Here is a 23,486-nt window from a genome sequence, read left to right as displayed (position 1 = left end):
TGATGCGGAGCAAGGTGACAGGTGCGCAGCGTTGGGTCGTGAAGATCGGCAGCGCTTTGCTGACAGCGGATGGCAAAGGGCTGGATCGCGCGGCAATGGGTGTCTGGGTCGAGCAGATGGTGGCTTTGCATGAGGCCGGCGTCGAGCTGGTGCTGGTGTCCTCCGGGGCAGTGGCGGCGGGCATGAGTCGCCTCGGCTGGACCGCGCGACCCAGTGCGATGCACGAGCTCCAGGCCGCTGCAGCAATCGGTCAGATGGGCTTGGTGCAAGCCTGGGAATCGAGCTTTGCCGAGCATGGCCGGCACACTGCGCAGATTCTCCTGACTCACGACGACCTGTCCGATCGCAAGCGCTACCTGAACGCCCGTAGCACCTTGCGTGCGCTGGTCGAGCTGAAAGTCATCCCGGTAATCAACGAAAACGACACCGTGGTCACCGACGAAATCCGTTTCGGCGACAACGACACGCTCGCGGCGCTGGTGGCCAATCTGGTCGAGGCTGATCTGCTGGTGATCCTGACGGATCGCGACGGCATGTTCGACGCTGATCCGCGCAATAACCCTGACGCCCAATTGATTTACGAAGCGCGCGCCGATGATCCGACACTGGATGCGGTGGCGGGCGGTACTGGCGGTGCATTGGGTCGTGGCGGCATGCAGACCAAGCTGCGCGCGGCGCGGCTGGCGGCGCGTTCCGGGGCGCACACCATCATTGTTGGCGGGCGTCTGGAGCGCGTGCTTGATCGGCTGAAGGCGGGTGAGCGCATTGGTACGTTGCTGTCGCCTGAGCGCGGCATGCTCGCGGCGCGCAAGCAGTGGCTGGCCGGGCATCTGCAAACCCGTGGCACGCTGGTGCTGGATGATGGCGCGGTTTCCGCGTTGTCCCAAGGCAACAAAAGCCTGCTGCCGGTCGGCGTTAAACTGGTTCAGGGCAGTTTCCGTCGTGGCGAAATGGTGGTTTGCGTGGCGCCGGACGGTCGTGAGATCGCCCGTGGCCTGGCTAACTACAGCGCGCTGGAAGCACAAAAAATCATCGGTCAGTCGTCGGATGCGATTGTCGGTTTGCTGGGTTACATGGCTGAGCCGGAACTGGTTCACCGTGACAACCTGATTCTGGTGTAAGGAAAACGCGATGCGTATGGCAAAAGGATTGTTGGGCTTGTTGATGGCGCTGCCATTGCTGGCCTCGGCCGAGGAAGTCGGTCAGGTGTCGACGGTGTTCAAGTTTGTCGGGCCGAACGACCGGATCGTGGTCGAGGCATTCGATGATCCGAAGGTTGAAGGCGTGACTTGCTACCTGTCGCGCGCCAAGACTGGCGGTGTGAAGGGTGGGTTGGGTCTGGCCGAGGATCGTGCCGAGGCGTCCATTGCTTGCCGTCAGGTCGGGCCGATCAACTTCAAGGGTGAATTGAAGGATGGCGAAGAGGTGTTCAAGGAGCGCACTTCGCTGGTGTTCAAGACCATGCAGGTGGTGCGCTTCCTCGACAAGAAGCGCAATACGCTGGTGTACCTGGTCTACAGCGATCGTCTGATCGAGGGTAGCCCGCAGAATGCGGTGACGGCGATCCCGATTCTGCCGTGGGCGTCGGCTCATTAATCGCGCGTAAAAAAAAGAGGAGCCGGTTGGCTCCTCTTTTTTTGCCTGTGATTTGCTGAAATCAGAGCAAATCGCAGGCAATAAAAAACCGACCCTGAGGTCGGTTTTTTAATGACTACGTCGCTTAGGCAGCTTCTTTCAGTGCCTTGACGTGGCCATTCAGACGGCTCTTATGACGAGCAGCCTTGTTCTTGTGGATGATGCCTTTATCGGCCATACGGTCGATAACTGGCACAGCCAGAACGTATGCAGCTTGAGCTTTTTCAGCGTCTTTTGCGTCGATGGCTTTAACTACATTCTTGATGTAGGTACGAACCATGGAACGCAGGCTGGCGTTGTGGCTGCGACGCTTCTCAGCCTGTTTTGCACGTTTTTTGGCGGAAGGTGAGTTGGCCACCGTCGAGCTCCTCGAAAGACTTTTTAGGAAATAGCAAACAAAATAGGCCGCGAATCATGCCGATGAAGAGATGTCTTGTCAAGGGCGCTTGAGACGTTCCGCTAAGTGGTAGGTATAAAGAGGCGGGATATTTATTTCCGGCGCTTGACCTGTAAACTCGCGAGCTTTGGCTCTGTGCTGTTGCGGCGCGGAGTATCGCACAAGTGGGCGCGTTATTCGCCTGCTGTTTATCGACAGGCACACATTCCTTCAATGAATCTGCTCAAATCGTTGGCCGCCGTCAGCTCTATCACGATGCTTTCCCGGATTCTCGGGTTTGTTCGCGACACGCTCATCGCCCGTACCTTCGGCGCCGGAATGGCGACCGACGCCTTCTTTATCGCCTTCAAACTGCCCAATCTGCTGCGCAGGATTTTCGCCGAGGGGGCGTTTTCCCAGGCTTTTGTGCCAATCCTGGCCGAATATAAAAGCCAGAAGGGCGAAGAGGCGACCCGCACCTTTATTGCCTATGTTTCCGGCCTGCTGACGCTGGTACTGGCGCTGGTCACCGCGCTGGGCATGATCGCCGCGCCCTGGGTGATCTGGGCCACGGCGCCGGGTTTCACCGATACGCCGGAAAAATTCCAGCTGACCTCCGACCTGCTGCGAGTGACCTTCCCCTATATATTGCTGATCTCCCTGTCTTCACTGGCGGGTGCGATCCTCAATACCTGGAACCGTTTCTCGGTGCCGGCATTCGTGCCGACCCTGCTCAACGTCAGCATGATCGTGTTTTCGCTGTTCCTGACGCCGTACTTCGATCCGCCGGTCATGGCGCTTGGCTGGGCGGTGCTGGTGGGTGGTCTGGCGCAGTTGCTCTATCAACTGCCGCACCTGAAAAAGATAGGCATGCTGGTGCTGCCGCGCCTGAACCTGCGCGATACCGGTGTCTGGCGGGTGATGAAGCAGATGTTGCCGGCAATCATCGGCGTCTCGGTCAGCCAGATTTCCCTGATCATCAACACCATCTTCGCCTCGTTCCTGGTGGCGGGCTCGGTGTCGTGGATGTATTACGCCGACCGTCTCATGGAGTTGCCGTCCGGTGTGCTGGGTGTGGCGCTGGGCACAATCCTGCTGCCGACATTGGCCAAGACCTACGCCAGCAAGGATCGTCACGAATATTCGCGGATTCTCGACTGGGGCCTGCGCCTGTGCTTCGTGCTGGTGCTGCCGTGTGCGCTGGCGCTGGGGATCCTGGCCGAGCCGTTGACCGTTTCGCTGTTCCAGTACGGCCAGTTCAGCGGGTTTGACGCTGAGATGACTCAGCGGGCGTTGATTGCCTATTCTGTCGGTCTGCTCGGAATCATCGTGATCAAAGTGCTGGCGCCAGGCTTTTATGCGCAACAAAACATCCGTACGCCGGTAAAAATCGCAATCTTCACCCTGGTGGTCACGCAGCTGTTCAACCTGGTGTTGATCGGCCCTCTGGCGCATGCCGGTCTGGCACTGGCGATCAGCGCCGGTGCCTGCCTGAATGCCGGGCTGCTGTTCTATCAATTGCGCAAACAGCAGATGTATCAACCGCAGCCGGGCTGGTTGAAGTTCGGTTTCAAGCTTGTGGTTGCGGTGGCGGTAATGTCAGCGGTGCTGTTGATCGGCATGCATTTCATGCCCGCTTGGGATCAGGGACACATGCTGGAGCGCTTCCTTCGTCTGGGCGCGTTGGTGGTTGCCGGCGTGATCGCTTATTTCGGCATGTTGCTGCTGCTCGGTTTCCGCCTGCGCGACTTCAATCGCAAGGCGTTGAGCTGAGGTTTTTTCCCTGAAAAACGGGCGCGAGCCGGCAGTTTTGTCGGCTCGATCACTTTGGGTTACGGTGTTGCCTGTCGTCGGCCGTCGGGTGTGGTTATAATCGGCCACTTTATGAGCAAGAAGCGCGTTATGCAGCTGGTTCGAGGCCTCCACAATCTGCGCCCCCAGCATCGGGGCTGCGTCGCCACTATTGGCAACTTTGACGGTGTTCACCGTGGTCACCAGGCCATTCTGGCCCGACTGCGTGAGCGTGCGCTCGAGTTGGGCGTACCCAGCTGCGTGGTGATTTTCGAGCCGCAGCCACGGGAATTCTTTGCCCCGGAGACCGCGCCGGCGCGTCTGGCCCGGTTGCGCGACAAGCTGCAACTGCTGGCCGCTGAAGGCGTCGACCGGGTTCTGTGCCTGGCATTCAACCAGCGCTTGAGCAAGCTCAGCGCCAGTGAGTTCGTCGATACGATTTTGGTCGATGGCCTCGGCGTGCAGCATCTGGAGGTCGGTGACGATTTCCGCTTCGGTTGTGACCGTCTCGGCGATTTCGATTTCCTCCTGCAGGCCGGGCAGGTCCACGGTTTTACCGTGGAAGCCGCGCAAACCGTCGAGCTGGACGGCATTCGCGTCAGCAGCACACAGGTGCGCAACGCGTTGGCCGCCGCCGATTTCGCGTTGGCTGAACGCCTGCTGGGCCGTCCGTACCGAATTGCCGGACGCGTGCTGCATGGCCAGAAACTGGCCCGCCAACTGGGTACGCCCACGGCGAACATTCAACTCAAGCGCCGTCGCGTGCCGTTTACCGGGGTTTACCTGGTCGACGTCGACATCGACGGCAAGACCTGGCCCGGCGTCGCCAATATCGGCGTGCGGCCCACGGTGCAAGGTGATGGCAAGGCCCACCTTGAAGTCCATCTTTTAGATTTTGCCGGCGATCTGTATGACCGGCGTTTGACGGTGGTTTTCCACCAGAAGCTGCGTGAAGAGCAGCGTTTCGCCTCCCTGGAGGCATTGAAAACGGCGATCAGCGCGGATGTCGCCGCCGCCCGTGCACTAGCCGCACCTAGCGCCCATCGCTAATGAAGAGCCTTAAATGACCGACTATAAAGCCACGCTAAACCTTCCGGACACCGCCTTCCCAATGAAGGCCGGCCTGCCACAGCGCGAACCGCAGATCCTGCAGCGCTGGGACAGTATTGGCCTGTACGGAAAGTTGCGCGAGATTGGCAAGGATCGTCCGAAGTTCGTCCTGCACGACGGCCCTCCGTACGCCAACGGTACGATCCACATCGGTCACGCACTGAACAAGATTCTCAAGGACATGATCATCCGCTCGAAGACCCTGTCGGGCTTCGACGCGCCGTATGTCCCGGGCTGGGATTGCCACGGCCTGCCGATCGAGCACAAGGTTGAAGTGACCCACGGCAAGAACCTGGGCGCGGACAAGACCCGTGAACTGTGCCGTGCCTACGCCACCGAGCAGATCGAAGGGCAGAAGTCCGAATTCATCCGTCTCGGCGTGCTGGGCGACTTCGCCAACCCGTACAAGACCATGGACTTCAAGAACGAGGCGGGCGAAATCCGCGCTCTCGCCGAAATCGTCAAGGGCGGTTTCGTGTTCAAGGGCCTGAAGCCTGTGAACTGGTGCTTCGATTGCGGTTCGGCTCTGGCCGAAGCGGAAGTCGAGTACGAGAACAAGAAGTCCTCGACCATCGACGTGGCCTTCCCGATCGCTGACGAGGCCAAACTGGCCGCCGCGTTCGGTCTGCCGTCGCTGGGCAAACCGGCCTCGATCGTGATCTGGACCACCACCCCGTGGACCATCCCGGCGAACCAGGCGCTCAACGTTCACCCGGAATTCACCTACGCGCTGGTCGACATCGGCGACAAGCTGCTGGTGCTGGCTGAAGAGCTGGTCGAGTCCTGCCTGACCCGTTACGGCGTCGAAGGCACCGTATTGGCCACCGCACCGGGTTCGGCGCTGGAGCTGATCAACTTCCGCCACCCGTTCTATGACCGTCTGTCGCCGGTGTACCTGGCCGACTACGTGGAACTGGGCGCCGGCACCGGCGTGGTTCACTCCGCCCCGGCCTACGGCGTGGACGACTTCGTGACCTGCAAGAAGTACGGCATGGTCAACGACGACATCCTCAACCCGGTACAGAGCAACGGCGTCTACGTGCCGTCGCTGGAGTTCTTCGGCGGCCAGTTCATCTGGAAGGCCAACCCGGCCATCGTCGAAAAACTGACCGAAGTCGGTGCGCTGCTGCACACCACCGTCATCGAACACAGCTACATGCACTGCTGGCGCCACAAGACCCCGCTGATCTACCGCGCCACCGCGCAGTGGTTCATCGGCATGGACAAGGAGCCGGTCAGCGGCGACACCCTGCGCGTACGCTCGCTCAAAGCCATCGAAGACACCAAGTTCGTCCCGGCCTGGGGCCAGGCGCGCCTGCACTCGATGATCGCCAACCGTCCGGACTGGTGCATCTCCCGTCAGCGCAACTGGGGCGTGCCGATCCCGTTCTTCCTGAACAAGGAAAGCGGCGAGCTGCACCCACGCACCGTCGAGCTGATGGAAGAAGTCGCCAAACGTGTCGAAGTCGAGGGCATCGAAGCCTGGTTCAAACTCGACGCTGCCGAACTGCTGGGCGATGAAGCGCCGCAGTACGACAAGATCAGCGACACCCTCGACGTCTGGTTCGATTCGGGCACCACGCACTGGCACGTCCTGCGCGGTTCGCACCCGATGGGCCACGAGACCGGCCCGCGCGCCGACCTGTACCTGGAAGGTTCCGACCAGCACCGTGGCTGGTTCCATTCGTCCTTGCTGACCGGCTGCGCCATCGACAACCATGCGCCGTACCGCGAGCTGCTGACCCACGGTTTCACCGTGGACGAGTCCGGCCGCAAGATGTCCAAGTCCCTGGGCAACGTGATCGCGCCGCAGAAAGTCAACGACACCCTGGGCGCCGACATCATGCGTCTGTGGGTCGCTTCGACCGACTACTCCGGCGAAATGGCCGTGTCCGAGCAGATCCTGCAGCGCAGTGCGGATGCCTATCGTCGTATCCGTAACACCGCGCGCTTCCTGCTTTCCAACCTGACCGGTTTCAACCCGGCCACCGACCTGCTGCCGGCCGAAGACATGCTGGCGTTGGATCGTTGGGCGGTGGATCGCACCTTGCTGCTGCAACGCGAGCTGCAAGAGCACTACGGCGAATACCGTTTCTGGAACGTCTACTCGAAGATCCACAACTTCTGCGTGCAGGAGCTGGGTGGTTTCTATCTGGACATCATCAAGGATCGCCAGTACACCACCGGCGCCGACAGCAAGGCCCGTCGTTCGTGCCAGACCGCGCTGTTCCACATCTCCGAAGCGCTGGTGCGCTGGATCGCGCCGATCCTGGCGTTCACCGCCGACGAGCTGTGGCAATACCTGCCGGGCGAGCGCAACGAATCGGTGATGCTCAACACCTGGTACGAAGGCCTGACCGAGTTGCCGGAAGGCTTCGAGCTGGGTCGCGAGTACTGGGATCGCATCATGGAAGTGAAGGTTGCGGTCAACAAGGAAATGGAAATCCAGCGCGCGGCCAAGGCCGTCGGTGGCAACCTGCAAGCCGAAGTGACGCTGTTCGCCGAAGACGCGCTGACCGCCGACCTGGCCAAGCTGAGCAACGAGCTGCGCTTTGTCCTGATCACCTCGACTGCCACTGTTGCGCCGTTCGTGCAGGCTCCGGCCGACGCCGTGGCCACCGAAGTCAGCGGCCTGAAGCTGAAGATCGTCAAATCCGCCTTCCCGAAATGCGCCCGTTGCTGGCACTGCCGCGAAGATGTCGGCGTGAACCCGGAGCATCCGGAAATCTGCGGCCGTTGCGTGGACAACATCGATGGCGCTGGCGAGGTTCGTCACTATGCCTAATGCCGTTGGCCGTTTCGGACGGCTGAGCTGGCTCTGGTTGAGCTTGCTGGTTCTGGTCATCGACCAGGCCAGCAAGTTCTACTTCGAAGGCAAGCTCGAGATGTATCAGCAGATCGTGGTGATCCCCGATTACTTTAGCTGGACCTTGGCCTACAACACCGGCGCTGCCTTCAGCTTCCTCGCGGACAGCTCAGGCTGGCAGCGCTGGCTGTTCGCCCTGATCGCGATCGTGGTCAGTGCGGTGCTAGTGGTCTGGCTCAAGCGTCTGGGGCGCAACGAAACTTGGCTGGCGGTTGCTTTGGCGTTGGTGCTGGGCGGCGCGCTGGGCAATCTGTATGACCGTATTGCCCTCGGCCATGTGATCGATTTCATTCTGGTGCACTGGCAAAATCGCCACCACTTCCCAGCCTTCAACTTCGCCGACAGCGCCATCACCGTTGGCGCGGTGATGCTGGCACTGGACATGTTCAAAAGTAAAAAAACCGGAGAAACCGTTCATGACTGAACAGGTATTGGCTGAGCAACGCATCGGCCAGAACACGGAAGTCACCTTGCACTTTGCATTGCGCCTGGAGAACGGCGACACGGTCGACAGCACTTTCGACAAGGCACCGGCGACCTTCAAGGTCGGCGACGGCAACCTGCTGCCAGGCTTCGAGGCGGCGCTGTTCGGTTTCAAGGCCGGCGACAAGCGTACCCTGACCGTCGAGCCGGAAAACGCTTTCGGCCAGCCGAACCCGCAAAACGTACAGATCATCCCGCGTTCGCAGTTTGCGGACATGGAACTGTCGCCGGGTCTGCTGGTGATCTTCAACGATGCGGCCAATACTGAGCTGCCGGGTGTGGTGAAAGAATTCGACGACGCGCAAGTGACCGTCGACTTCAACCACCCGCTGGCCGGCAAGACGCTGACCTTTGATGTGGAAATCTTCTCCGTCAAAGCGCTGTAACTGACCGCACGCGGTCAAAAATGTGGGAGCGGGCTTGCTCGCGAATGCTGACTGACATTCAACGTAGATGTTGTCTGACACACCGCTTTCGCGAGCAGGCTCGCTCCCACAATGTTTTCCACCGTTTTCGCTATTTCTTGCGCGCAAGACACGAGGCACCGCATGCAAATCAAACTCGCCAACCCCCGTGGCTTCTGCGCCGGCGTGGACCGGGCGATCGAAATCGTCAACCGCGCCCTGGAGGTCTTCGGGCCGCCGATCTATGTGCGTCACGAAGTGGTGCACAACAAGTTCGTGGTCGAAGACCTGCGCAGTCGTGGCGCGATCTTCGTCGAAGAACTGGATCAGGTACCGGACGACGTCATCGTGATCTTCAGTGCCCACGGCGTCTCACAGGCTGTGCGTACCGAAGCCGCCGGCCGTGGCCTGAAAGTGTTCGACGCCACCTGCCCGCTGGTGACCAAGGTGCATATCGAAGTCGCGAAATACAGCCGCGACGGTCGCGAGTGCATCCTGATCGGCCACGCCGGTCACCCGGAAGTCGAAGGCACCATGGGCCAGTACGACGCCAGCAATGGCGGCGCGATCTACCTCGTCGAAGACGAGAAGGATGTCGCCGAGTTGCAGGTACATAACCCGGACAAACTGGCCTTCGTCACCCAGACCACGCTGTCCATGGATGACACCAGTCGTGTCATCGACGCACTGCGTACGCGTTTCCCGGCCATTGGCGGGCCGCGCAAGGATGATATCTGCTACGCCACCCAGAACCGTCAGGACGCGGTCAAGCAACTGGCCGACGAATGCGACGTGGTGTTGGTGGTGGGCAGCCCGAACAGCTCCAACTCCAACCGCCTGCGTGAGCTGGCCGAACGCATGGCCACGCCGGCCTACCTGATCGATGGCGCCGAAGACCTGCAAAAGAGCTGGTTCGACGGTGTCGAGCGTATCGGCATCACCGCCGGCGCCTCCGCTCCGGAAGTCCTGGTGCGTGGCGTGATCCAGCAGTTGCAGGCCTGGGGCGCCACCGGCGCCGACGAACTGGCCGGGCGTGAGGAGAACATCACGTTCTCGATGCCTAAAGAGCTGCGCGTTCGCTCGATCTGATCGCTTTATCCTTTCGGCACAACGCCTGTTCAGTCTTTTGACTGGCCAGGCGTACGCGGCCGGTCGCCGCCAGAACAACTTGAAGCTGGCTGACCGGCTCGCGAGCCGAGCATAGATGTAACGTCCCCGCCTGAAACTTCCGGTCCGGCACCAGTGGCTGGCCCAGGCTGCTGAAGCGTATGTACCGGCTCACCAGCCAGTTGCCGACAATCGGTATCCGTCCGTCACTCGCCTGCTCGATCAGCAATGGATTATCCGCATCCCCCGATCCCTTTCCGCTGATATCCAGAATGATCCGCCAGCCCTGGCCCCAATCACCGTTGATGCCATGAATCACCACGCTCTGGTTGCGCGTAATGGCCATGGTCCGGGCATTGCGAATCCCGTCGAGTAAAGACTGCGCGGCCTGTTGCCGCCGGTTTGATTCGGTGAAGTCCGCCAGTGCCGGACTGACCAACGACAGAACAATTGCGCCGATCGCCAGTCCCATTAGCAGTTCGACCAGACTGAAACCCTGTTGGGGCATGTGCGCGTCCTCCCTGGATTGTGCACAGCGGCGCAATCCGTGCGCCGTTCGCGGTAAATCAACCGGCGCATGCCGGTCGAATGTTCTAGGTTTGTACAGGTATAGCCGACGGCAACGGAGGGCATCGATGGATCATCGTACAAAAGGTTTCACGCTGATCGAGCTGTTGGTGGCGCTCGCGGTGTTTGTGATCCTGATCACGATGGCGGTGCCGGCATTCACCCGTTCGGTACAGGGCAGCAAGGCCGACACCGAGGTCGGCGACCTGCAACGGGCCCTCAATTACGCAAGGCTCGAGGCGATTAACCGGGGCGTCACTACCCGCTTGCGGCCGAGTGCCGGCGGCACTGTCTGGACCGGCGAACTGTCGGTCTACGACAGTACTGGCACTCCGGCCAATGTATTGCGGGTTGTTCCAGCGATGAGCAGCGGCGCGACTCTGACGCTACCCTCTGGAGTGACTGCGCTGGATTTCAACAACCTGGGCGGACTGGCGGCACCGTCCACGGCGGTGGTCATCAGTTATGTGCTGGGAACGCAAAGCAGGACGCTGAACGTGTGTCTGAACGGACGAATTCAATTGGGTGGAAGTTGCGGATGAGGGCAGGGAGCAAGCACGCACAGGAGGGCATGACGCTGATCGAAGTGCTGGTCGCGTTGTTGATTCTGACGGTTGGGTTGCTGGGCGCGGCGGCGGTTCAGCTCAATGCGCTGAAGTACACCGACAGCTCGCGCATGACCAGCCAGGCGAGTTTCATCGCCTACGACATGATGGACCGGATACGCGCCAACTCGGGCGCCGACTACACCGTCACACCGCCGACCACGGGTAATCTGAGTGTCGCCCGGGATCAGGATCTCTACGACTTCACCACCAACATCGTCAATTTCGGCGGCCCGACCGCCACCGGCAGCATCACCCTCAATCAGCGCGTGTACACCATCACCATCACCTGGAGTGATGCGCGCGCCGCCAATACGAGCAGTGCGCCCCGCAGCTTTGTCCTGACCAGCCGCGCCGCAGTCGATCCGGTGGCCACGCCATGAAGCGCCAGAATCTGGGCTTCGGCCTGATCGAAATGCTGGTCGCCCTGGCGCTGGGGCTGATCGTGGTGCTCGGTGTGGTGCAGATTTTCCTGGCGGCGAAAAACACCTACGTCAGCCAGAACAGCGCCGCCGCCATGCAGGAAGATGCGCGGTTCGTGCTGAGCAAGATGATCCAGGAGCTGCGCATGGTGGGTATGTTCGGCTGCCTGGGCACGATTACCGATTCAAGCTCGACGGGGGATTTCACTGCGGCGCAGATCACGCCGATCAGCTGGGACAACGCCAACCTCAAGCTGACCCTGGTTACCGCCGATGTCGGCAGTGCGGGCGGGACACCGACCTGGACCGTGGTCTCCGATTGCCGCAACAGCGCCACCGCTTATACCGGTGCCCGGGCTGCGGCGACGGGACAGATCGCGTTTCCGATCCGTCGGTTGATCTACAGCTTCAGCAACAACCAGATTCTGATGGGCACCGGCAGCGGTAATCCGGCCCAGCAAGTGCTGGTGAATAACGTCAGTGCGTTCACTGTGATGTTCGGTCTGGCGAGTTCCGCGACCGACGTGGCGGCGTCCACCTACAGCGCCAATCCCGGTGATCCCGCGCGGATCCGCAGCGTGCGTCTGAGCCTGACCCTCACTGACCCGAACAATCGGGTCCGCAATCAAACCTTCAACGTGGTTGCCGCCTTGCGCAACCGCTTGCAGTGAGGGACGAGCGATGAACGTTTCTCTCCATCGGCGACGGTCCCAGGGCGGCATGGTGTTGCTGGTCAGCCTGGTGTTTCTGCTGCTCCTGACGCTGATCGGCCTGTCATCGATGCAGAGCGCCAACCTGCAGGAAAAAATGGCCGGCAGCGTGAGCCTGCGCAATCAATCGTTCCAGACTGCCGAGGCGGCGCTGCGCATCGGCGAAAGCGCGGTGCAACTGGACGGCTACGCGCTGGCGGTGTGCGCTAGCACCACTCAATGTGCGCCGCCGGCGGAGTCCTCGGTGGTCAACGCGGCGGGGCTCAACTCCACGTCGGGCGTGACCTGGATCGCCGCCGGCAGCGGGTTCTACGGGGTGCAGAACATCGGTACAACCCTGACGGCGGTGAACGTGCCGAGCAACACCTCGGCGACGTTGTACCGGGTCACGGCCGTCGGCATCGCCGGTACTTCGCGCAGTGTGGTGGAGAGTGTCTATGCGAAGTACTGAGCGACGCTTCAAGTGGCTGTCGCTGCTGCTCGGCATGCTGACCGGGCTTTATCTGGCTGCACCGGCGTTTGCTTTCACGCCGTCCGATTCGCCGCTGTTGAGCGCGGCTGCCGTGCCACCGAACGTCATGTTGATGATCGACGACTCGGGCAGCATGAACAGCATCATCTATGCGGCGGGTTTTGATCCGACTGTGGATCGCACGGCGGCCCGCCAGTGCAACGCGGTCATCGGCCTGTGCCTGAGCTCGACCGCCATTACCGGCGATACGATCTTTCTCTCGAGCCTGCCAACCTCCGGCTGCTCCGGCGGCGCCTATGCGTTCTACAACAACAGCCTGACGCCGCTCTGCCTGAAGCTGCCGGATCCGGTGGGCAGCGGCAACACCCGTTATTCGGCGGATTACATTTCCTACGTGGTCGGTTTGGCGATCAACAACGGCACGCGCGACTTCACCACCGGGGCGATTCCCAACGATTACCGGATCAACGTGGCGCGCAACGTTTCCACCGCACTGGTCACCAGCAACCGCAACCTGCGCATGGGCCTGGCCACCTTCAACCCGGCCACCAGCAACAACCCCGGCAACGGCGGTTTCATTGCGCGCTCCATCAGCGACCTGTCACCGGTCAGCGGCAGCGTGACCCAGGCCCAGGCCGATACCAACTACAACGCACTTATTTCCTCGATCAACGGCCTGAGTGCGGTAGCCAACACGCCACTGGCCGAGACCTATTACGAGATCACTCGATACATGCGCGGGATGGCGCCGTACTACAACAGCACGCCGAGCACTTACACCAGCCCGATCCAGTATCGCTGCCAGAAAAACTACGGCGTGGTCATCACCGACGGTTTGCCGACCTACGACCGCACCTTTCCGAGCAACGATCCGCTGGGTGGCAGCCGCTTGCCGAACTGGGACGGCATCAACAATGACGGGAACAACCTGAACGGGGACGGGGAGGGCGATACGCTGTACCTGGACGATATCGCCAAGTTCGCCTTCGACATCGACATGCGTTCCTCCGGCACTGACGCGGCGGGCAAGAGCTGGAATGCGGTGGATTTTCCCAGGCAGAACATGAACACCTACACCGTGGGTTTCACTGCCTCCAACGACATGCTCTCGGACGCCGCCGATTACGGACAGGGCCGCTACTACCAGGCGACCGACAGCTCCGGCCTGAATGCCGCGTTGTCTTCGGCGTTGAGTGATATCACCTCCAAGGCTGGTTCCGGCGGTGCGGGTGTGACCAGCAGCACCACGCTGACCGGTAGCAGCAGTTTTTTTCAAACCACCTACGACCCCAAAGACTGGCGCGGCACGATCAAGTCCTTTGGCTTCACCTCGGCCGGGGCGGTCAATACGTCGGCCGTGCTGTGGACCACCGACACGGCCATCGTGCCCGGTGCCACTGCGCCGACCTACCAGTCGTGGAACTCCCTGAACAACGCGGCGGTGACGCTGGCCTACGGCAACTTCTCCCCGGCCCAGCAGACCGTTCTCAGCCAGGGTTTACCCGTCGGCATCAGCGGCATCGACCTGGTCGAATGGAGCAAGGGCACCAACAAGACCGGGCTCAAAGTGCGCAGCGTATTGCTCGGGGACATCATCAACTCGCCGCTCGTATTGGCTTCGCCCACGGAAAAAACCGCTTCCGATCTGGCCGGTGACACCACCTACAGCACCTACCTGACCACCAAGGCTTCGAACATGAATGCCAGCCTGGTGGTGAACGCCAACGACGGATTTGTCAGCGTCATCAACTCGGCCAACGGTACCCGGCGCTATGCCTACATGCCGTCCAGTGTATTGCCCTCCTTGCGCCTGATTGCCGATCCGAACTACGTCAACGGCGTCAGCCACAAGTTTCTGGTGGACGGTCAGCTCGGTGTATTCGATGCGCAATTCGGCACGGCCTGGAAAACCCTGGCCATCGGCGGTACGGGTGCCGGCGGCAAGACTTTCTACGGGCTCCAGCTGTTTGACGCCTCGGCGGGCAACGTTATCCGCGCCTTGTGGGAAGTCAGCGCGCCGGCCACCGCCAGTACTTCCAACGCATTTAATGATCTGGGTTACGCCTACGCCCGTCCGGAAGTGGCACGCTTGGCCGATGGTCGCTGGGCGGCGTTCATTGCCAACGGTTACGGCAGCAACTCCGGGGTGGCGGCGCTGTATGTGCTGGATGTGCGTGACGGCTCGCTGATCAAGAAAATCGTTATCGACAGTACGGAAACCACCAACGGTCTGTCCTCGGTGAAGCTGCGGGTCAATTCGCAGAACGTTGTGCAGGCCGCATATGGCGGTGACTTGAAGGGACGGTTGTGGAAATTCGACCTGAGCGCCACCTCGTCCGACAGCTGGGGCGTGGCGTTTTCCGGCAAGCCGTTGTTCACCACTGCTGGCGGGGCAACTCAGCCGATCACCGCGCAACCGTTGCTGGCGGACAACGCTCTGGGCGGCAAACAGATCTTCGTCGGCACCGGTAAATTCAACGAGTCCGCTGACAAGACCAACAAGGATTTGCAGGCGTTCTATTCGGTGTGGGATGCCGACGGCGGTTCCGGGAATTTGACGGTCAGCAGTCTGCAGGCGCAAGCGATTACTGGATCTTTCTCCGGCAGTTCCGGGCAGTTCCTGACCACCACTCAGAACGACACGACGTATCCGACGGAGAAGGGCTGGTATCTGCCGCTGGTATATAACAACGTGCTCACTGGCGAGCGGGTGATCAATCAGGCCAGCATCGTACTCGGGCGCATCGTGTTTACCACGGCCAGTGTCGACACTACCGATCCTTGTGCGAGTTTTGGTACAGGCAAACTGGTCGAACTCGATGCGTTCAACGGTAAGATGCTCAACTACGCGGTGCTCGACACTAACGCTGATGGCGTGGTCAACAGCAGCGACACGATCTCCAGCGGTGTGATATTCACCGGCGGCATCCCGACCTTGAACGCCATCATCAACGCCGGGACGGCAAAACCTGTGACTGAATCCAGTGGCAACATCACCACACTGGTGGAAAAAGGCGGCGGCGGCAGCCGTCGCATAATGTGGCGACAAATACAGTAAGTGAGAGTTGAGGCATGCGCAGATCCAACCGAGGTTTCACCCTGATCGAAATCATGATCGTGATTGCGATCATCGGTATCGTCATCACCATCGGCTATCCGAGCCTCACCGAATACGTGAAGAAGGGCCGCCGTGCCGACGTGGTCAGCAATTTGTCGGAACAGGCACAGATCCTCGAACGCTTCTATTCGAAGAACAACGTCTACACCGGTGTCACCGGGTTGAGCACCGGCAACGATTTCTACACCATCACGCCGACAATCACCGATCAGACCTTCCTGCTGACCGCGACCCGCAAGACCGGCACGGCCATGGCCACTGACAAGTGCGGGGATTTCACCCTCACCAACACCGGTGTCAGAAGCATGAACAACGCGACCACCGGGCTGACCACCAAGGATTGCTGGGGCCGCTGAGCCGCTTAATTTCGGGCGCCATTTGCGCCCACTGTCTTTTTACGGTTGGATCAAACATGACCAGGCAACAGCAAGTGGTGATTGTCGGTGGCGGAGTGATTGGCCTGCTCACCGCGTACAACCTCGCCTCCGAGGTCGGCAGCGTGGTGTTGCTGGATCGTTCGAACGTCGGCCAGGAATCGTCCTGGGCCGGCGGCGGTATCGTCTCTCCGCTGTACCCGTGGCGCTACAGCCCGGCCGTCACTGCGCTGGCGCACTGGTCGCAGGATTTTTATCCACAGCTGGGCGAGCGTCTGTTTGCCGATACCGGGGTCGACCCCGAAGTGCACACCACTGGCCTGTACTGGCTGGACCTGGATGACGAAGCCGAAGCGCTGGCGTGGGCTGCGCGGGAAAACCGTCCGCTGCGGGCTGTGGATATCTCGGCGGCGCATGATGCGGTGCCGGTGCTCGGTGGCGGTTTTTCCCGGGCGATCTACATGGCCGATGTGGCCAACGTGCGCAATCCTCGGCTGGTGAAGTCTTTGAAAGCGGCGTTGCAGGCGCTGCCGAACGTGACGATTCATGAGCAGTGTGAAGTCAGCGGGTTTGTCCGTGATCGCGAGCGGGTGGTGGGCGTGCAGACCTCCACGGGTGTGATCACCGGTGATCAGGTCGTTCTTACCGCAGGTGCGTGGAGCGGCGAACTGCTCAAGACCTTGAACCTGTCGCTGCCGGTGGAGCCGGTCAAAGGCCAGATGATTCTCTACAAGTGCGCGGCGGATTTCCTGCCGAGCATGGTGCTGGCCAAGGGTCGCTACGCGATTCCGCGCCGCGACGGGCACATTCTGATCGGCAGTACGCTGGAGCACGAAGGTTTCGACAAGACCCCGACGGACAGCGCGCTGGAAAGCCTCAAGGCCTCGGCAGTCGAGTTGTTGCCGGCGCTGGCCGATGCTGAAGTGGTGGGGCATTGGGCCGGGCTGCGACCGGGTTCACCGGAAGGCATTCCTTATATTGGGCGGGTTCCGGGATTTGACGGTCTGTGGCTGAACTGCGGTCATTACCGCAACGGACTGGTGCTGGCGCCGGCGTCCTGTCAGTTGTTTGCCGATGTGATGCTGGGGCGTGCGCCGATCATTGATCCGGCGCCGTATGCACCGGCCGGACGGATCTAGTCAGTTTTTCTTCCGATGACTGACAAATCGCCTTCGCGGGCTTGCCCGCGAAGGGGCCCTCAATCCAGCCCCAGTTTCTTCAGCCTGTAGCGCATCGACCGAAACGAAAGACTCAACCGCTGCGCTGCCGCCGTGCGATTCCAGCGAGTCTCCTCCAGCGCCTGCAAAATCAGTTTGCGCTCGACGCTTTCCAGATAGTCTTCCAGGTTGTCGATCTGCGTGAGATCGGCAATGCCGCCTTCAGCAGTGCCGTTTCCTTCACTCAGACGTAAATCCTCTGCCTCGATCGTGCGGTTTTCACACAGGGTATGTGCCCGCTCAAGCACGTTCTCCAGCTCCCGCACGTTGCCCGGAAAACGGTAGTTTTTCAGCGCCTCTAGGGCATGAGGATGAAGACGTGCAGCCGGTTGCCCGGTGCCATTGGCCAGGCGCTTGAGCATATGGACGGCCAGTGCTTCGATGTCCTCGCGACGTTCGCGCAGGGACGGCACACGCAGTTCGATCACGTTGAGCCGGTAATACAGATCCTGACGAAAACGCTCGGCAGCCACTTCCGCATCGAGGTCCTTGTGCGTTGCGCAGAGTATGCGCACATCGACCACGGTTTCCTGTTGGCCGCCGACGCTGCGCACGGCTTTTTCCTGAATCGCCCGCAGCAGCTTGACCTGCATCGGCAGTGGCAGGTCCGCCACTTCATCGAGAAACAGCGTGCCGCCGTGGGCCGCCTGAAACAGCCCCGGTTTATCCTCCACCGCGCCACTGAAACTGCCTTTGCGGTGGCCGAAGAACTCGCTTTCCATCAACTCGGACGGAATCGCCCCGCAGTTCACCGGCACGAATGGCTGGCTGGCGCGCGGGCCCTGTTCATGAATCAGCCGGGCCACCAGTTCCTTGCCGCTGCCGGATTCGCCGCTGATGTAAACCGGTGCCTGGCTGCGGGCCAGTTTGTCGATCTGCTTGCGCAGATTGCGCATCGGTGGTGAATCGCCGAGAAGCAGCCGGTCGATCGAAGTGCAGACATTGCCCGGCGCCGGCATGCGCAACGCCGAGCCGACCAGTTCGCGAAGGCGTGTCAGGTCCACCGGTTTGGTCAGGAAGTCGAATGCCCCGGCCTTCAGGGCGTTGATTGCCGTTTCCAGGCTGCCGTACGCGGTGATCATTGCCACCGGCAGTTGTGGATAACGTTGCTGGATATGCTGCACCAGTTCCAGGCCCGTGCCGTCGGGCAGGCGCATGTCGGTCAGGCACAGGTCGAAGGTCTCGCGGTGCAGCAGCGCCTGGGCTTCATTGAGATTGCGTGCGCTGAAGGTGTCGAGTTTCATCCGTCCCAGGGTGATTTCCAGGAGTTCGCGGATATCCGGCTCGTCGTCGACGATGAGGATTTTTTGCCGTGGGCTCGTGTTCAACTTTGTTTCCGTCCGTGAGCAAAGGTGATGCGAAAGCAGCCGCCGCCTTGGCGTGATTTGAAGTCTAGGCGCGCTTGATTGCTTTCGCACAGCTCACGGGACAGATAAAGCCCAAGGCCGGTGCCCTGGCTGCTGGTGGTAAAGAACGGTTCGAACAGGTGAGCCTGTTGATCCAGCGGCACGCCGGGGCCGTTGTCCTGCACTTCGAGCACGGCCAGCGTGCTTTCGGGGTCGATCGACAGCGTCAGCCAGACCTCGGCCGGATCGTGCAAAAGGGCACTGTGGCGCCAGCCGTTGCGTAACAGATTGTCGAGAATCTGCGTGAGCTGGCCGGGATCCATCAACGTACGGAAATCCCCCGGGCCAATGTGCAGATGAATGTGCTGGCGCTCGCCGGCCTGTTCGCGGCTCTCGCTGACGAACTGCTCCAGCCACGGTTTGAGATCCAGCCGTTGCGGTGCGCTCTGCTGACGGCGGGACAGTTGCAGGACGTTTTCGATGACTCGGTTCATGCGCTGGGAGTGGTCTTGAATGATCTGCGTCAGACGCCGATCCGCGCCGTCGAGTTCCTCGGATTCCTGCAACAGCTGCGCGGCATGACTGATGGCTCCCAGCGGATTGCGGATTTCATGGGCGATACCGGCAGTCAGCCGGCCCAGTGCGGCGAGTTTCAATTGCTGGGCCTGCTGGGCGATCTGGGCGAGGTCTTCGAGAAACACCAGGGTCTGGCGGTTCGGGCTCAGTTCCAGGGCAATGAAGCTCGGCTGCAGCTCCAGGCCATTGCCGGCGATTTTCAGGCTTTGTGGGCGCAGGGTCGGGTTGTTCAGCCACAGTTGCAGGCGTTCGACCAACGCGCTCGAGTGCTCGTCGATCAAGTCGCCTTCAAGGTGTGTCTGGCCCAGCAGGGTTTTGGCGCTGTGATTGGCCAGTTGCACCCGGCGCTGTTCGTCGAGCACCAGAATGCCGGTGCGCATGCGTTGCAGGATCAACGCGTTGAGGGCTTCGAGCCCCACCACTTCGCTGGCGCGCAGCTCGGCCAGGTTCTCACTGACTTCGAGACGACGGATCAACCCCTGCACCAGCAGCGAGGCGGCAAAGCACAAGGCACCGAGGGTGCCGGCCTGCAGATAGTCGTTGGCGCTCAGGGGATGGCTGAAGCTCAGCAGAAAGCTGAGTCCGACGATGCCGAGGGTGGCGATGGCGGCGATCAGCAGGCCGATGCGTCGTCGCAGCAAGGTGTTGCTGATGGCCACCGAAACGATCAGCAGGTTGCCGATCGCACTGGCCACACCGCCCGCCGCATAGAACACGCCGCACAGCAGCAGGATGTCGACCAGTGCCAGGCCGAACAGTTGGGCGGGGCGGCGGATATTCTCGAGGAACACCACCAGCAGGATGTTCAGCACCAGGTACAACCAGCTGCCATTGCGCAGCAACTCGTCGTTGGCCGAGGTCAGCAGGCGGTTGTCCATGTTGCTGGAGATCAGCAGCACCAGGGTGATGCCGACACTCAAACGGTACAGATGATAGAGGCGCAGCAGTCGCTGAGCCTGTTTGCTGTCGGCGTTGTCGGCCTCAGCGATCACTGGAACCGGGGCCTTGCTCAAGGTGAGCCTGGCTGCAATACCACTGTTGTTGAAGGTTCAGCGCGCGGTCGCGGGGCAGGTGCACGCCGCAATGGGCGCAGCGCACCATCGGCGCGGCATCCTGTTCGCGAGGCGATCGGGTGGACGAAGCGGGGGCCTTGAATTTGCGCCACAACCAGACGGCAGCGGCGATCAAGGCAATCCAGAACAGTAAACGAAGCATGATGGGCGGCTTTTCGGCTAATGATTCGGCAGTTTAGCCAAGGACCTGACAAGCGCACAGCCCAATCACATGCCGCAATAAAAAGGGAGATCCGAAGATCTCCCTTTTTGGCATCACCGAAGTGATCAGTCGAACAGACCGAAGGTCATGTAGCTGAAGATGGAACGGTCGCTGTCGCTCGACTCCGGTTCCGGCTCTTCGATCACGTCGCCGTTTTCGTCTTTTGGCTTGAGCTCGTTCGGGATCGCGTCTTTCGCGTCCTGGAACTGCTTCTGCACGTCCTGGTTGGCGCGGGTCTCTCCCGGCGGCAGCGGCGGACGGGATTCGATCAGGCCCAGAGTGGCCTTGCTCAGGAACGAACGGTTGTCGGCTTCGGCAACACGAGGCACGAACTGGCCGTCCTGCAGACTCGGGTGGTTCGGGTAGTTGAGCTTCAGGGTTTCCAGGCTGGTGGCCGCCAGTTCGTCCAGATGCAGACGCTGGTAGGCTTCGGTCATCACCGCCAGGCCGTCACCGACCGACGGGGTTTCCTGGAAGTTTTCCACTACATAACGACCACGGTTGGCAGCGGCGACATAGGCCTGACGGGTCAGGTAGTAGTCGGCCACGTGGATTTCGTAGGCGGCCAGCAGGTTGCGCAGGTAGATCATGCGCTGCTTGGCGTCCGGCGCGTAGCGGCTGTTCGGGTAGCGGCTGGTCAGCTGGGCGAACTCGTTGTAGGAGTCGCGGGCGGCGCCCGGGTCACGCTTGGTCATGTCCAGCGGCAGGAAGCGCGCCAGCAGGCCGACGTCCTGGTCGAACGAAGTCAGGCCCTTCAGGTAGTAGGCGTAATCCACGTTCGGGTGCTGCGGATGCAGACGAATGAAACGCTCGGCGGCGGATTTTGCAGCTTCCGGCTCGGCGTTCTTGTAGTTGGCGTAGATCAGTTCCAGCTGCGCCTGATCGGCGTAGCGACCGAACGGATAACGCGACTCCAGAGCCTTCAGCTTGGCTGTGGCGCTGGTGTAGCTGTTGTTGTCCAGGTCCTGTTGAGCCTGCTGGTACAGCTCGGCTTCACTCAGGTTTTCGTCTACGACTTCCTTCGATGAGCAAGCAGCGGTCAATGCGAGGATGGCGATCAGCAGCAGGTGTTTCACTTGCATGGCGGCTTGCGTCCCTATGACGGCCGCTGTCTTGGGCGGGGCCGTCCTGTTATGATGAGCGCCCCGTTGAAAAGCCCCGGGGCAAAAGACGCCGTATTTAACCACAAGCGCGCAGCCGAAACCAAAGGCTGTAGCCGACGCCCAGTCCGAGCATGTCCGATAAAATTGAACTTCGCGCAGAGGTGCCGTCCGAATTGGGCGGCCAACGCCTCGATCAAGTCGCCGCCCAACTCTTCGCCGAGCACTCGCGCTCGCGCCTTTCCGCCTGGATCAAAGAAGGTCGCCTGACTGTGGACGGGGCGGTCATCCGCCCGCGCGACATCGTTCATGGCGGTGCCATCCTTGAGCTCACTGCCGAGCAGGAGGCCCAGGGTGAATGGGTCGCTCAGGACATCGAACTCGACATCGTCTATGAAGACGACGACATTCTGGTGATCAACAAGCCTGCGGGCCTGGTGGTGCACCCGGCTGCCGGTCACGCTGATGGCACCTTGCTCAACGCCTTGCTGCACCACGTGCCGGACATCATCAATGTCCCGCGCGCCGGTATCGTGCATCGTCTGGACAAGGACACCACCGGTCTGATGGTGGTGGCCAAGACCATTCAGGCGCAGACCAAGCTGGTCGCCCAGTTGCAAAGCCGCAGCGTCAGCCGGATCTACGAGTGCATCGTGATCGGCGTGGTAACCGCCGGTGGCAAGATCAATGCCCCGATCGGCCGCCACGGCCAGCAGCGTCAGCGCATGGCGGTGATGGAAGGCGGCAAGCCTGCCGTCAGCCACTACCGCGTGCTGGAGCGCTTCCGCTCCCACACCCACGTGCGGGTGAAGCTGGAAACCGGTCGTACCCACCAGATTCGCGTGCACATGTCGCATATCAACTTCCCGTTGGTCGGCGACCCGGCATACGGCGGTCGTTTCCGCATTCCGCCGGCCGCGAGCCAGACCATGGTCGAATCCCTCAAGCACTTCCCGCGTCAGGCCCTGCATGCGCGGTTCCTTGAGCTGGATCACCCGACCACCGGTGAGCGCATGAGCTGGGAATCGCCGCTGCCGGAAGATCTGGTGTGGCTGCTGACTCTGCTCAAGCAGGATCGCGAGGCATTCATCGGATGAACTGGCTGACGCCGGACTGGCCCGCGCCGGCCAGCGTCAAGGCCTGTGTCACCACCCGCGAGGGCGGCGTCAGCGAGGCGCCGTTCGACAGCCTCAACCTGGGTGATCATGTCGATGACCGTCCCGAGGCCGTTGCCGAAAACCGTCGGCGCCTGACCGAACACTTTTCTATTAAACCTGCCTGGTTGCAGCAAGTGCACGGGATTGCCGTGGCGCATGCTGATCCGTCCGTGGTGGCCACGGCGGATGCCAGCTGGACGGCAACGCCCGGCATCGCTTGTGCGGCGATGACTGCCGATTGCCTGCCGGCGCTGTTCTGCGACCGTGCCGGTACTCGCGTGGCAGCGGCTCATGCCGGTTGGCGTGGGCTGGCGGCCGGCGTGCTGGAAGCCACCCTCGACAGTCTGGACGTGCCCGCCGAAGACGTTCTGGTCTGGCTCGGTCCGGCCATCGGCCCGCAAGCCTTCGAAGTCGGCCCGGAAGTCCGGGAAGTCTTCATCAATCAATTGCCCGAAGCCGAGACAGCCTTTGTCCCGAGCCACAACGCCGGCAAGTTCATGGCCGACATCTATAAGCTGGCGCGGCTGCGTCTGGCGGTTCGTGGTGTCACCGCTGTTTATGGTGGCGGTTTCTGTACCGTGACCGATCCGCGCTTCTTTTCTTATCGCCGTGCGTCACGTACCGGTCGCTTTGCCTCCTTAGTCTGGCTTACCCGCTAAACTCTCTGATCTGCATCAACTCCCTGACGCTTGAATCTTCCAGAATCGACCGCATCTATAGCGGTATCTGGCAGGTTTCTTTATTCAGGATGGTTTTTAGGTCCGGCCTGCTCAAA

Annotated in this window: 23 protein-coding genes; 17 read left to right on the top strand and 6 right to left on the bottom strand. The window is 61.1% G+C overall.

Annotation, left to right across the window (positions count from 1 at the left end; translation table 11 throughout):
• Positions 1-2 precede the first annotated feature (2 nt).
• Positions 3-1,121, top strand: coding sequence for a glutamate 5-kinase (proB, locus tag LOY31_RS24910; protein ID WP_045121906.1), 1,119 nt, complete (start codon positions 3-5; stop codon positions 1,119-1,121).
• 10 nt (positions 1,122-1,131) lie between these two features.
• Positions 1,132-1,596 carry a CreA family protein gene (locus tag LOY31_RS24905; RefSeq protein ID WP_258712329.1) on the top strand — a complete coding sequence of 155 codons (465 nt, stop codon included), beginning with the start codon at positions 1,132-1,134 and terminating at the stop codon, positions 1,594-1,596.
• A 124-nt stretch (positions 1,597-1,720) separates the two neighbouring features.
• Here LOY31_RS24905 and rpsT read toward each other — a convergent pair whose 3' ends face one another.
• Positions 1,721-1,993: a 30S ribosomal protein S20 gene (gene rpsT, locus LOY31_RS24900; RefSeq protein WP_003228351.1), complete on the bottom strand. Its 273-nt coding sequence runs from the start codon at positions 1,991-1,993 to the stop codon at positions 1,721-1,723.
• A gap of 252 nt (positions 1,994-2,245) precedes the next feature.
• Here rpsT and murJ point away from each other — a divergent pair, with 252 nt between their 5' ends.
• From murJ to ispH, 6 genes are all read left to right on the top strand, one after another.
• Positions 2,246-3,784 (top strand): murein biosynthesis integral membrane protein MurJ, encoded by a 1,539-nt coding sequence (murJ, locus tag LOY31_RS24895; protein WP_085608700.1) that lies wholly within the window; start codon positions 2,246-2,248, stop codon positions 3,782-3,784.
• Positions 3,785-3,913: 129 nt separating this feature from the next.
• Positions 3,914-4,852: a bifunctional riboflavin kinase/FAD synthetase gene (ribF, locus tag LOY31_RS24890; RefSeq protein ID WP_007959537.1), complete on the top strand. Its 939-nt coding sequence runs from the start codon at positions 3,914-3,916 to the stop codon at positions 4,850-4,852.
• A gap of 13 nt (positions 4,853-4,865) precedes the next feature.
• Positions 4,866-7,697: an isoleucine--tRNA ligase gene (ileS, locus tag LOY31_RS24885; protein WP_258712328.1), complete on the top strand. Its 2,832-nt coding sequence runs from the start codon at positions 4,866-4,868 to the stop codon at positions 7,695-7,697.
• On the top strand, positions 7,690-8,202 hold the full coding sequence (gene lspA, locus LOY31_RS24880) for a signal peptidase II (protein ID WP_085608698.1): 513 nt from the start codon (positions 7,690-7,692) through the stop codon (positions 8,200-8,202). Before ileS ends, lspA begins: the two co-directional genes overlap by 8 nt.
• A 7-nt stretch (positions 8,203-8,209) precedes the next feature.
• Positions 8,210-8,647, top strand: a complete 438-nt coding sequence (fkpB, locus tag LOY31_RS24875) for an FKBP-type peptidyl-prolyl cis-trans isomerase (protein WP_170928297.1) — start codon at positions 8,210-8,212, stop codon at positions 8,645-8,647.
• 162 nt (positions 8,648-8,809) lie between these two features.
• Positions 8,810-9,754, top strand: a complete 945-nt coding sequence (ispH, locus tag LOY31_RS24870) for a 4-hydroxy-3-methylbut-2-enyl diphosphate reductase (protein ID WP_007959549.1) — start codon at positions 8,810-8,812, stop codon at positions 9,752-9,754.
• On the opposite strand, the gene LOY31_RS24865 is transcribed toward ispH, so the two are convergent.
• A complete protein-coding gene (locus tag LOY31_RS24865; protein WP_085608697.1) occupies positions 9,726-10,280 on the bottom strand; it encodes a GspH/FimT family pseudopilin in 555 nt (184 codons plus the stop codon). The genes ispH and LOY31_RS24865 overlap by 29 nt on opposite strands.
• A 127-nt stretch (positions 10,281-10,407) precedes the next feature.
• Here LOY31_RS24865 and LOY31_RS24860 point away from each other — a divergent pair, with 127 nt between their 5' ends.
• From LOY31_RS24860 to thiO, 7 genes are read left to right on the top strand one after another with little or no spacing between them, the layout of a single operon-like run.
• Positions 10,408-10,881, top strand: coding sequence for a GspH/FimT family pseudopilin (locus tag LOY31_RS24860; protein ID WP_085608696.1), 474 nt, complete (start codon positions 10,408-10,410; stop codon positions 10,879-10,881).
• On the top strand, positions 10,878-11,327 hold the full coding sequence (gene pilV / locus LOY31_RS24855; RefSeq protein ID WP_007959555.1) for a type IV pilus modification protein PilV: 450 nt from the start codon (positions 10,878-10,880) through the stop codon (positions 11,325-11,327). The genes LOY31_RS24860 and pilV overlap by 4 nt, the downstream gene beginning before the upstream one ends.
• A complete protein-coding gene (locus tag LOY31_RS24850) occupies positions 11,324-12,037 on the top strand; it encodes a PilW family protein (protein WP_127799994.1) in 714 nt (237 codons plus the stop codon). Before pilV ends, LOY31_RS24850 begins: the two co-directional genes overlap by 4 nt.
• A 10-nt stretch (positions 12,038-12,047) precedes the next feature.
• Positions 12,048-12,527, top strand: coding sequence for a PilX N-terminal domain-containing pilus assembly protein (locus LOY31_RS24845; protein ID WP_258712327.1), 480 nt, complete (start codon positions 12,048-12,050; stop codon positions 12,525-12,527).
• Complete coding sequence (locus LOY31_RS24840) at positions 12,514-15,606, top strand: pilus assembly protein (protein WP_258712326.1); 3,093 nt, start codon at positions 12,514-12,516, stop codon at positions 15,604-15,606. The genes LOY31_RS24845 and LOY31_RS24840 overlap by 14 nt, the downstream gene beginning before the upstream one ends.
• Positions 15,607-15,620: 14 nt before the next feature.
• Entirely contained in the window at positions 15,621-16,022 is a 402-nt protein-coding gene (locus LOY31_RS24835) for a type IV pilin protein (RefSeq protein ID WP_039771691.1), read from the top strand.
• A 56-nt stretch (positions 16,023-16,078) separates the two neighbouring features.
• Positions 16,079-17,179 carry a glycine oxidase ThiO gene (gene thiO / locus LOY31_RS24830; protein WP_258712325.1) on the top strand — a complete coding sequence of 367 codons (1,101 nt, stop codon included), beginning with the start codon at positions 16,079-16,081 and terminating at the stop codon, positions 17,177-17,179.
• Positions 17,180-17,238: 59 nt separating this feature from the next.
• Here the strand turns inward: thiO and LOY31_RS24825 are convergent, their stop codons facing one another.
• The 4 genes from LOY31_RS24825 to LOY31_RS24810 form a co-directional block, all read right to left on the bottom strand.
• Positions 17,239-18,585 (bottom strand): sigma-54 dependent transcriptional regulator, encoded by a 1,347-nt coding sequence (locus tag LOY31_RS24825; protein WP_258712324.1) that lies wholly within the window; start codon positions 18,583-18,585, stop codon positions 17,239-17,241.
• The gene (locus tag LOY31_RS24820) at positions 18,582-20,171 is read right to left on the bottom strand and encodes a PAS domain-containing sensor histidine kinase (RefSeq protein ID WP_258713629.1); all 1,590 of its coding nucleotides are present in this window, start codon (positions 20,169-20,171) and stop codon (positions 18,582-18,584) included. The genes LOY31_RS24825 and LOY31_RS24820 overlap by 4 nt, the downstream gene beginning before the upstream one ends.
• Positions 20,161-20,394, bottom strand: a complete 234-nt coding sequence (locus tag LOY31_RS24815) for a PP0621 family protein (protein ID WP_039771683.1) — start codon at positions 20,392-20,394, stop codon at positions 20,161-20,163. Before LOY31_RS24815 ends, LOY31_RS24820 begins: the two co-directional genes overlap by 11 nt.
• 125 nt (positions 20,395-20,519) lie before the next feature.
• Complete coding sequence (locus LOY31_RS24810) at positions 20,520-21,536, bottom strand: outer membrane protein assembly factor BamD (RefSeq protein WP_007959566.1); 1,017 nt, start codon at positions 21,534-21,536, stop codon at positions 20,520-20,522.
• Between the two features lie 152 nt (positions 21,537-21,688).
• On the opposite strand from LOY31_RS24810, the gene rluD reads away from it, so the two are divergent.
• On the top strand, positions 21,689-22,651 hold the full coding sequence (gene rluD / locus LOY31_RS24805) for a 23S rRNA pseudouridine(1911/1915/1917) synthase RluD (RefSeq protein WP_007959567.1): 963 nt from the start codon (positions 21,689-21,691) through the stop codon (positions 22,649-22,651).
• A complete protein-coding gene (gene pgeF / locus LOY31_RS24800) occupies positions 22,648-23,370 on the top strand; it encodes a peptidoglycan editing factor PgeF (RefSeq protein WP_258712323.1) in 723 nt (240 codons plus the stop codon). The genes rluD and pgeF overlap by 4 nt, the downstream gene beginning before the upstream one ends.
• Positions 23,371-23,486 lie beyond the last annotated feature (116 nt).

Source organism: Pseudomonas sp. B21-021, from assembly GCF_024749205.1.
Classification (GTDB): domain Bacteria; phylum Pseudomonadota; class Gammaproteobacteria; order Pseudomonadales; family Pseudomonadaceae; genus Aquipseudomonas; species Aquipseudomonas paraglycinae.
Note: the sequence above shows the minus strand (reverse complement) of the source record. Positions and strands in the feature narration are given on the sequence as shown.

What these genes read in the sequence shown, in the direction of transcription:
- proB (WP_045121906.1), top strand. Translation starts at nt 3, where the DNA reads ATGCGGAGCAAGGTGACAGGTGCGCAGCGTTGGGTCGTGAAGATCGGC.
- LOY31_RS24905 (WP_258712329.1), top strand. Translation starts at nt 1,132, where the DNA reads ATGCGTATGGCAAAAGGATTGTTGGGCTTGTTGATGGCGCTGCCATTG.
- murJ (WP_085608700.1), top strand. Translation starts at nt 2,246, where the DNA reads ATGAATCTGCTCAAATCGTTGGCCGCCGTCAGCTCTATCACGATGCTT.
- ribF (WP_007959537.1), top strand. Translation starts at nt 3,914, where the DNA reads ATGCAGCTGGTTCGAGGCCTCCACAATCTGCGCCCCCAGCATCGGGGC.
- ileS (WP_258712328.1), top strand. Translation starts at nt 4,866, where the DNA reads ATGACCGACTATAAAGCCACGCTAAACCTTCCGGACACCGCCTTCCCA.
- lspA (WP_085608698.1), top strand. Translation starts at nt 7,690, where the DNA reads ATGCCTAATGCCGTTGGCCGTTTCGGACGGCTGAGCTGGCTCTGGTTG.
- ispH (WP_007959549.1), top strand. Translation starts at nt 8,810, where the DNA reads ATGCAAATCAAACTCGCCAACCCCCGTGGCTTCTGCGCCGGCGTGGAC.
- LOY31_RS24865 (WP_085608697.1), bottom strand. Translation starts at nt 10,280, where the DNA reads ATGCCCCAACAGGGTTTCAGTCTGGTCGAACTGCTAATGGGACTGGCG.
- LOY31_RS24860 (WP_085608696.1), top strand. Translation starts at nt 10,408, where the DNA reads ATGGATCATCGTACAAAAGGTTTCACGCTGATCGAGCTGTTGGTGGCG.
- pilV (WP_007959555.1), top strand. Translation starts at nt 10,878, where the DNA reads ATGAGGGCAGGGAGCAAGCACGCACAGGAGGGCATGACGCTGATCGAA.
- LOY31_RS24850 (WP_127799994.1), top strand. Translation starts at nt 11,324, where the DNA reads ATGAAGCGCCAGAATCTGGGCTTCGGCCTGATCGAAATGCTGGTCGCC.
- LOY31_RS24845 (WP_258712327.1), top strand. Translation starts at nt 12,048, where the DNA reads ATGAACGTTTCTCTCCATCGGCGACGGTCCCAGGGCGGCATGGTGTTG.
- LOY31_RS24840 (WP_258712326.1), top strand. Translation starts at nt 12,514, where the DNA reads ATGCGAAGTACTGAGCGACGCTTCAAGTGGCTGTCGCTGCTGCTCGGC.
- LOY31_RS24835 (WP_039771691.1), top strand. Translation starts at nt 15,621, where the DNA reads ATGCGCAGATCCAACCGAGGTTTCACCCTGATCGAAATCATGATCGTG.
- thiO (WP_258712325.1), top strand. Translation starts at nt 16,079, where the DNA reads ATGACCAGGCAACAGCAAGTGGTGATTGTCGGTGGCGGAGTGATTGGC.
- LOY31_RS24815 (WP_039771683.1), bottom strand. Translation starts at nt 20,394, where the DNA reads ATGCTTCGTTTACTGTTCTGGATTGCCTTGATCGCCGCTGCCGTCTGG.
- LOY31_RS24810 (WP_007959566.1), bottom strand. Translation starts at nt 21,536, where the DNA reads ATGCAAGTGAAACACCTGCTGCTGATCGCCATCCTCGCATTGACCGCT.
- rluD (WP_007959567.1), top strand. Translation starts at nt 21,689, where the DNA reads ATGTCCGATAAAATTGAACTTCGCGCAGAGGTGCCGTCCGAATTGGGC.
- pgeF (WP_258712323.1), top strand. Translation starts at nt 22,648, where the DNA reads ATGAACTGGCTGACGCCGGACTGGCCCGCGCCGGCCAGCGTCAAGGCC.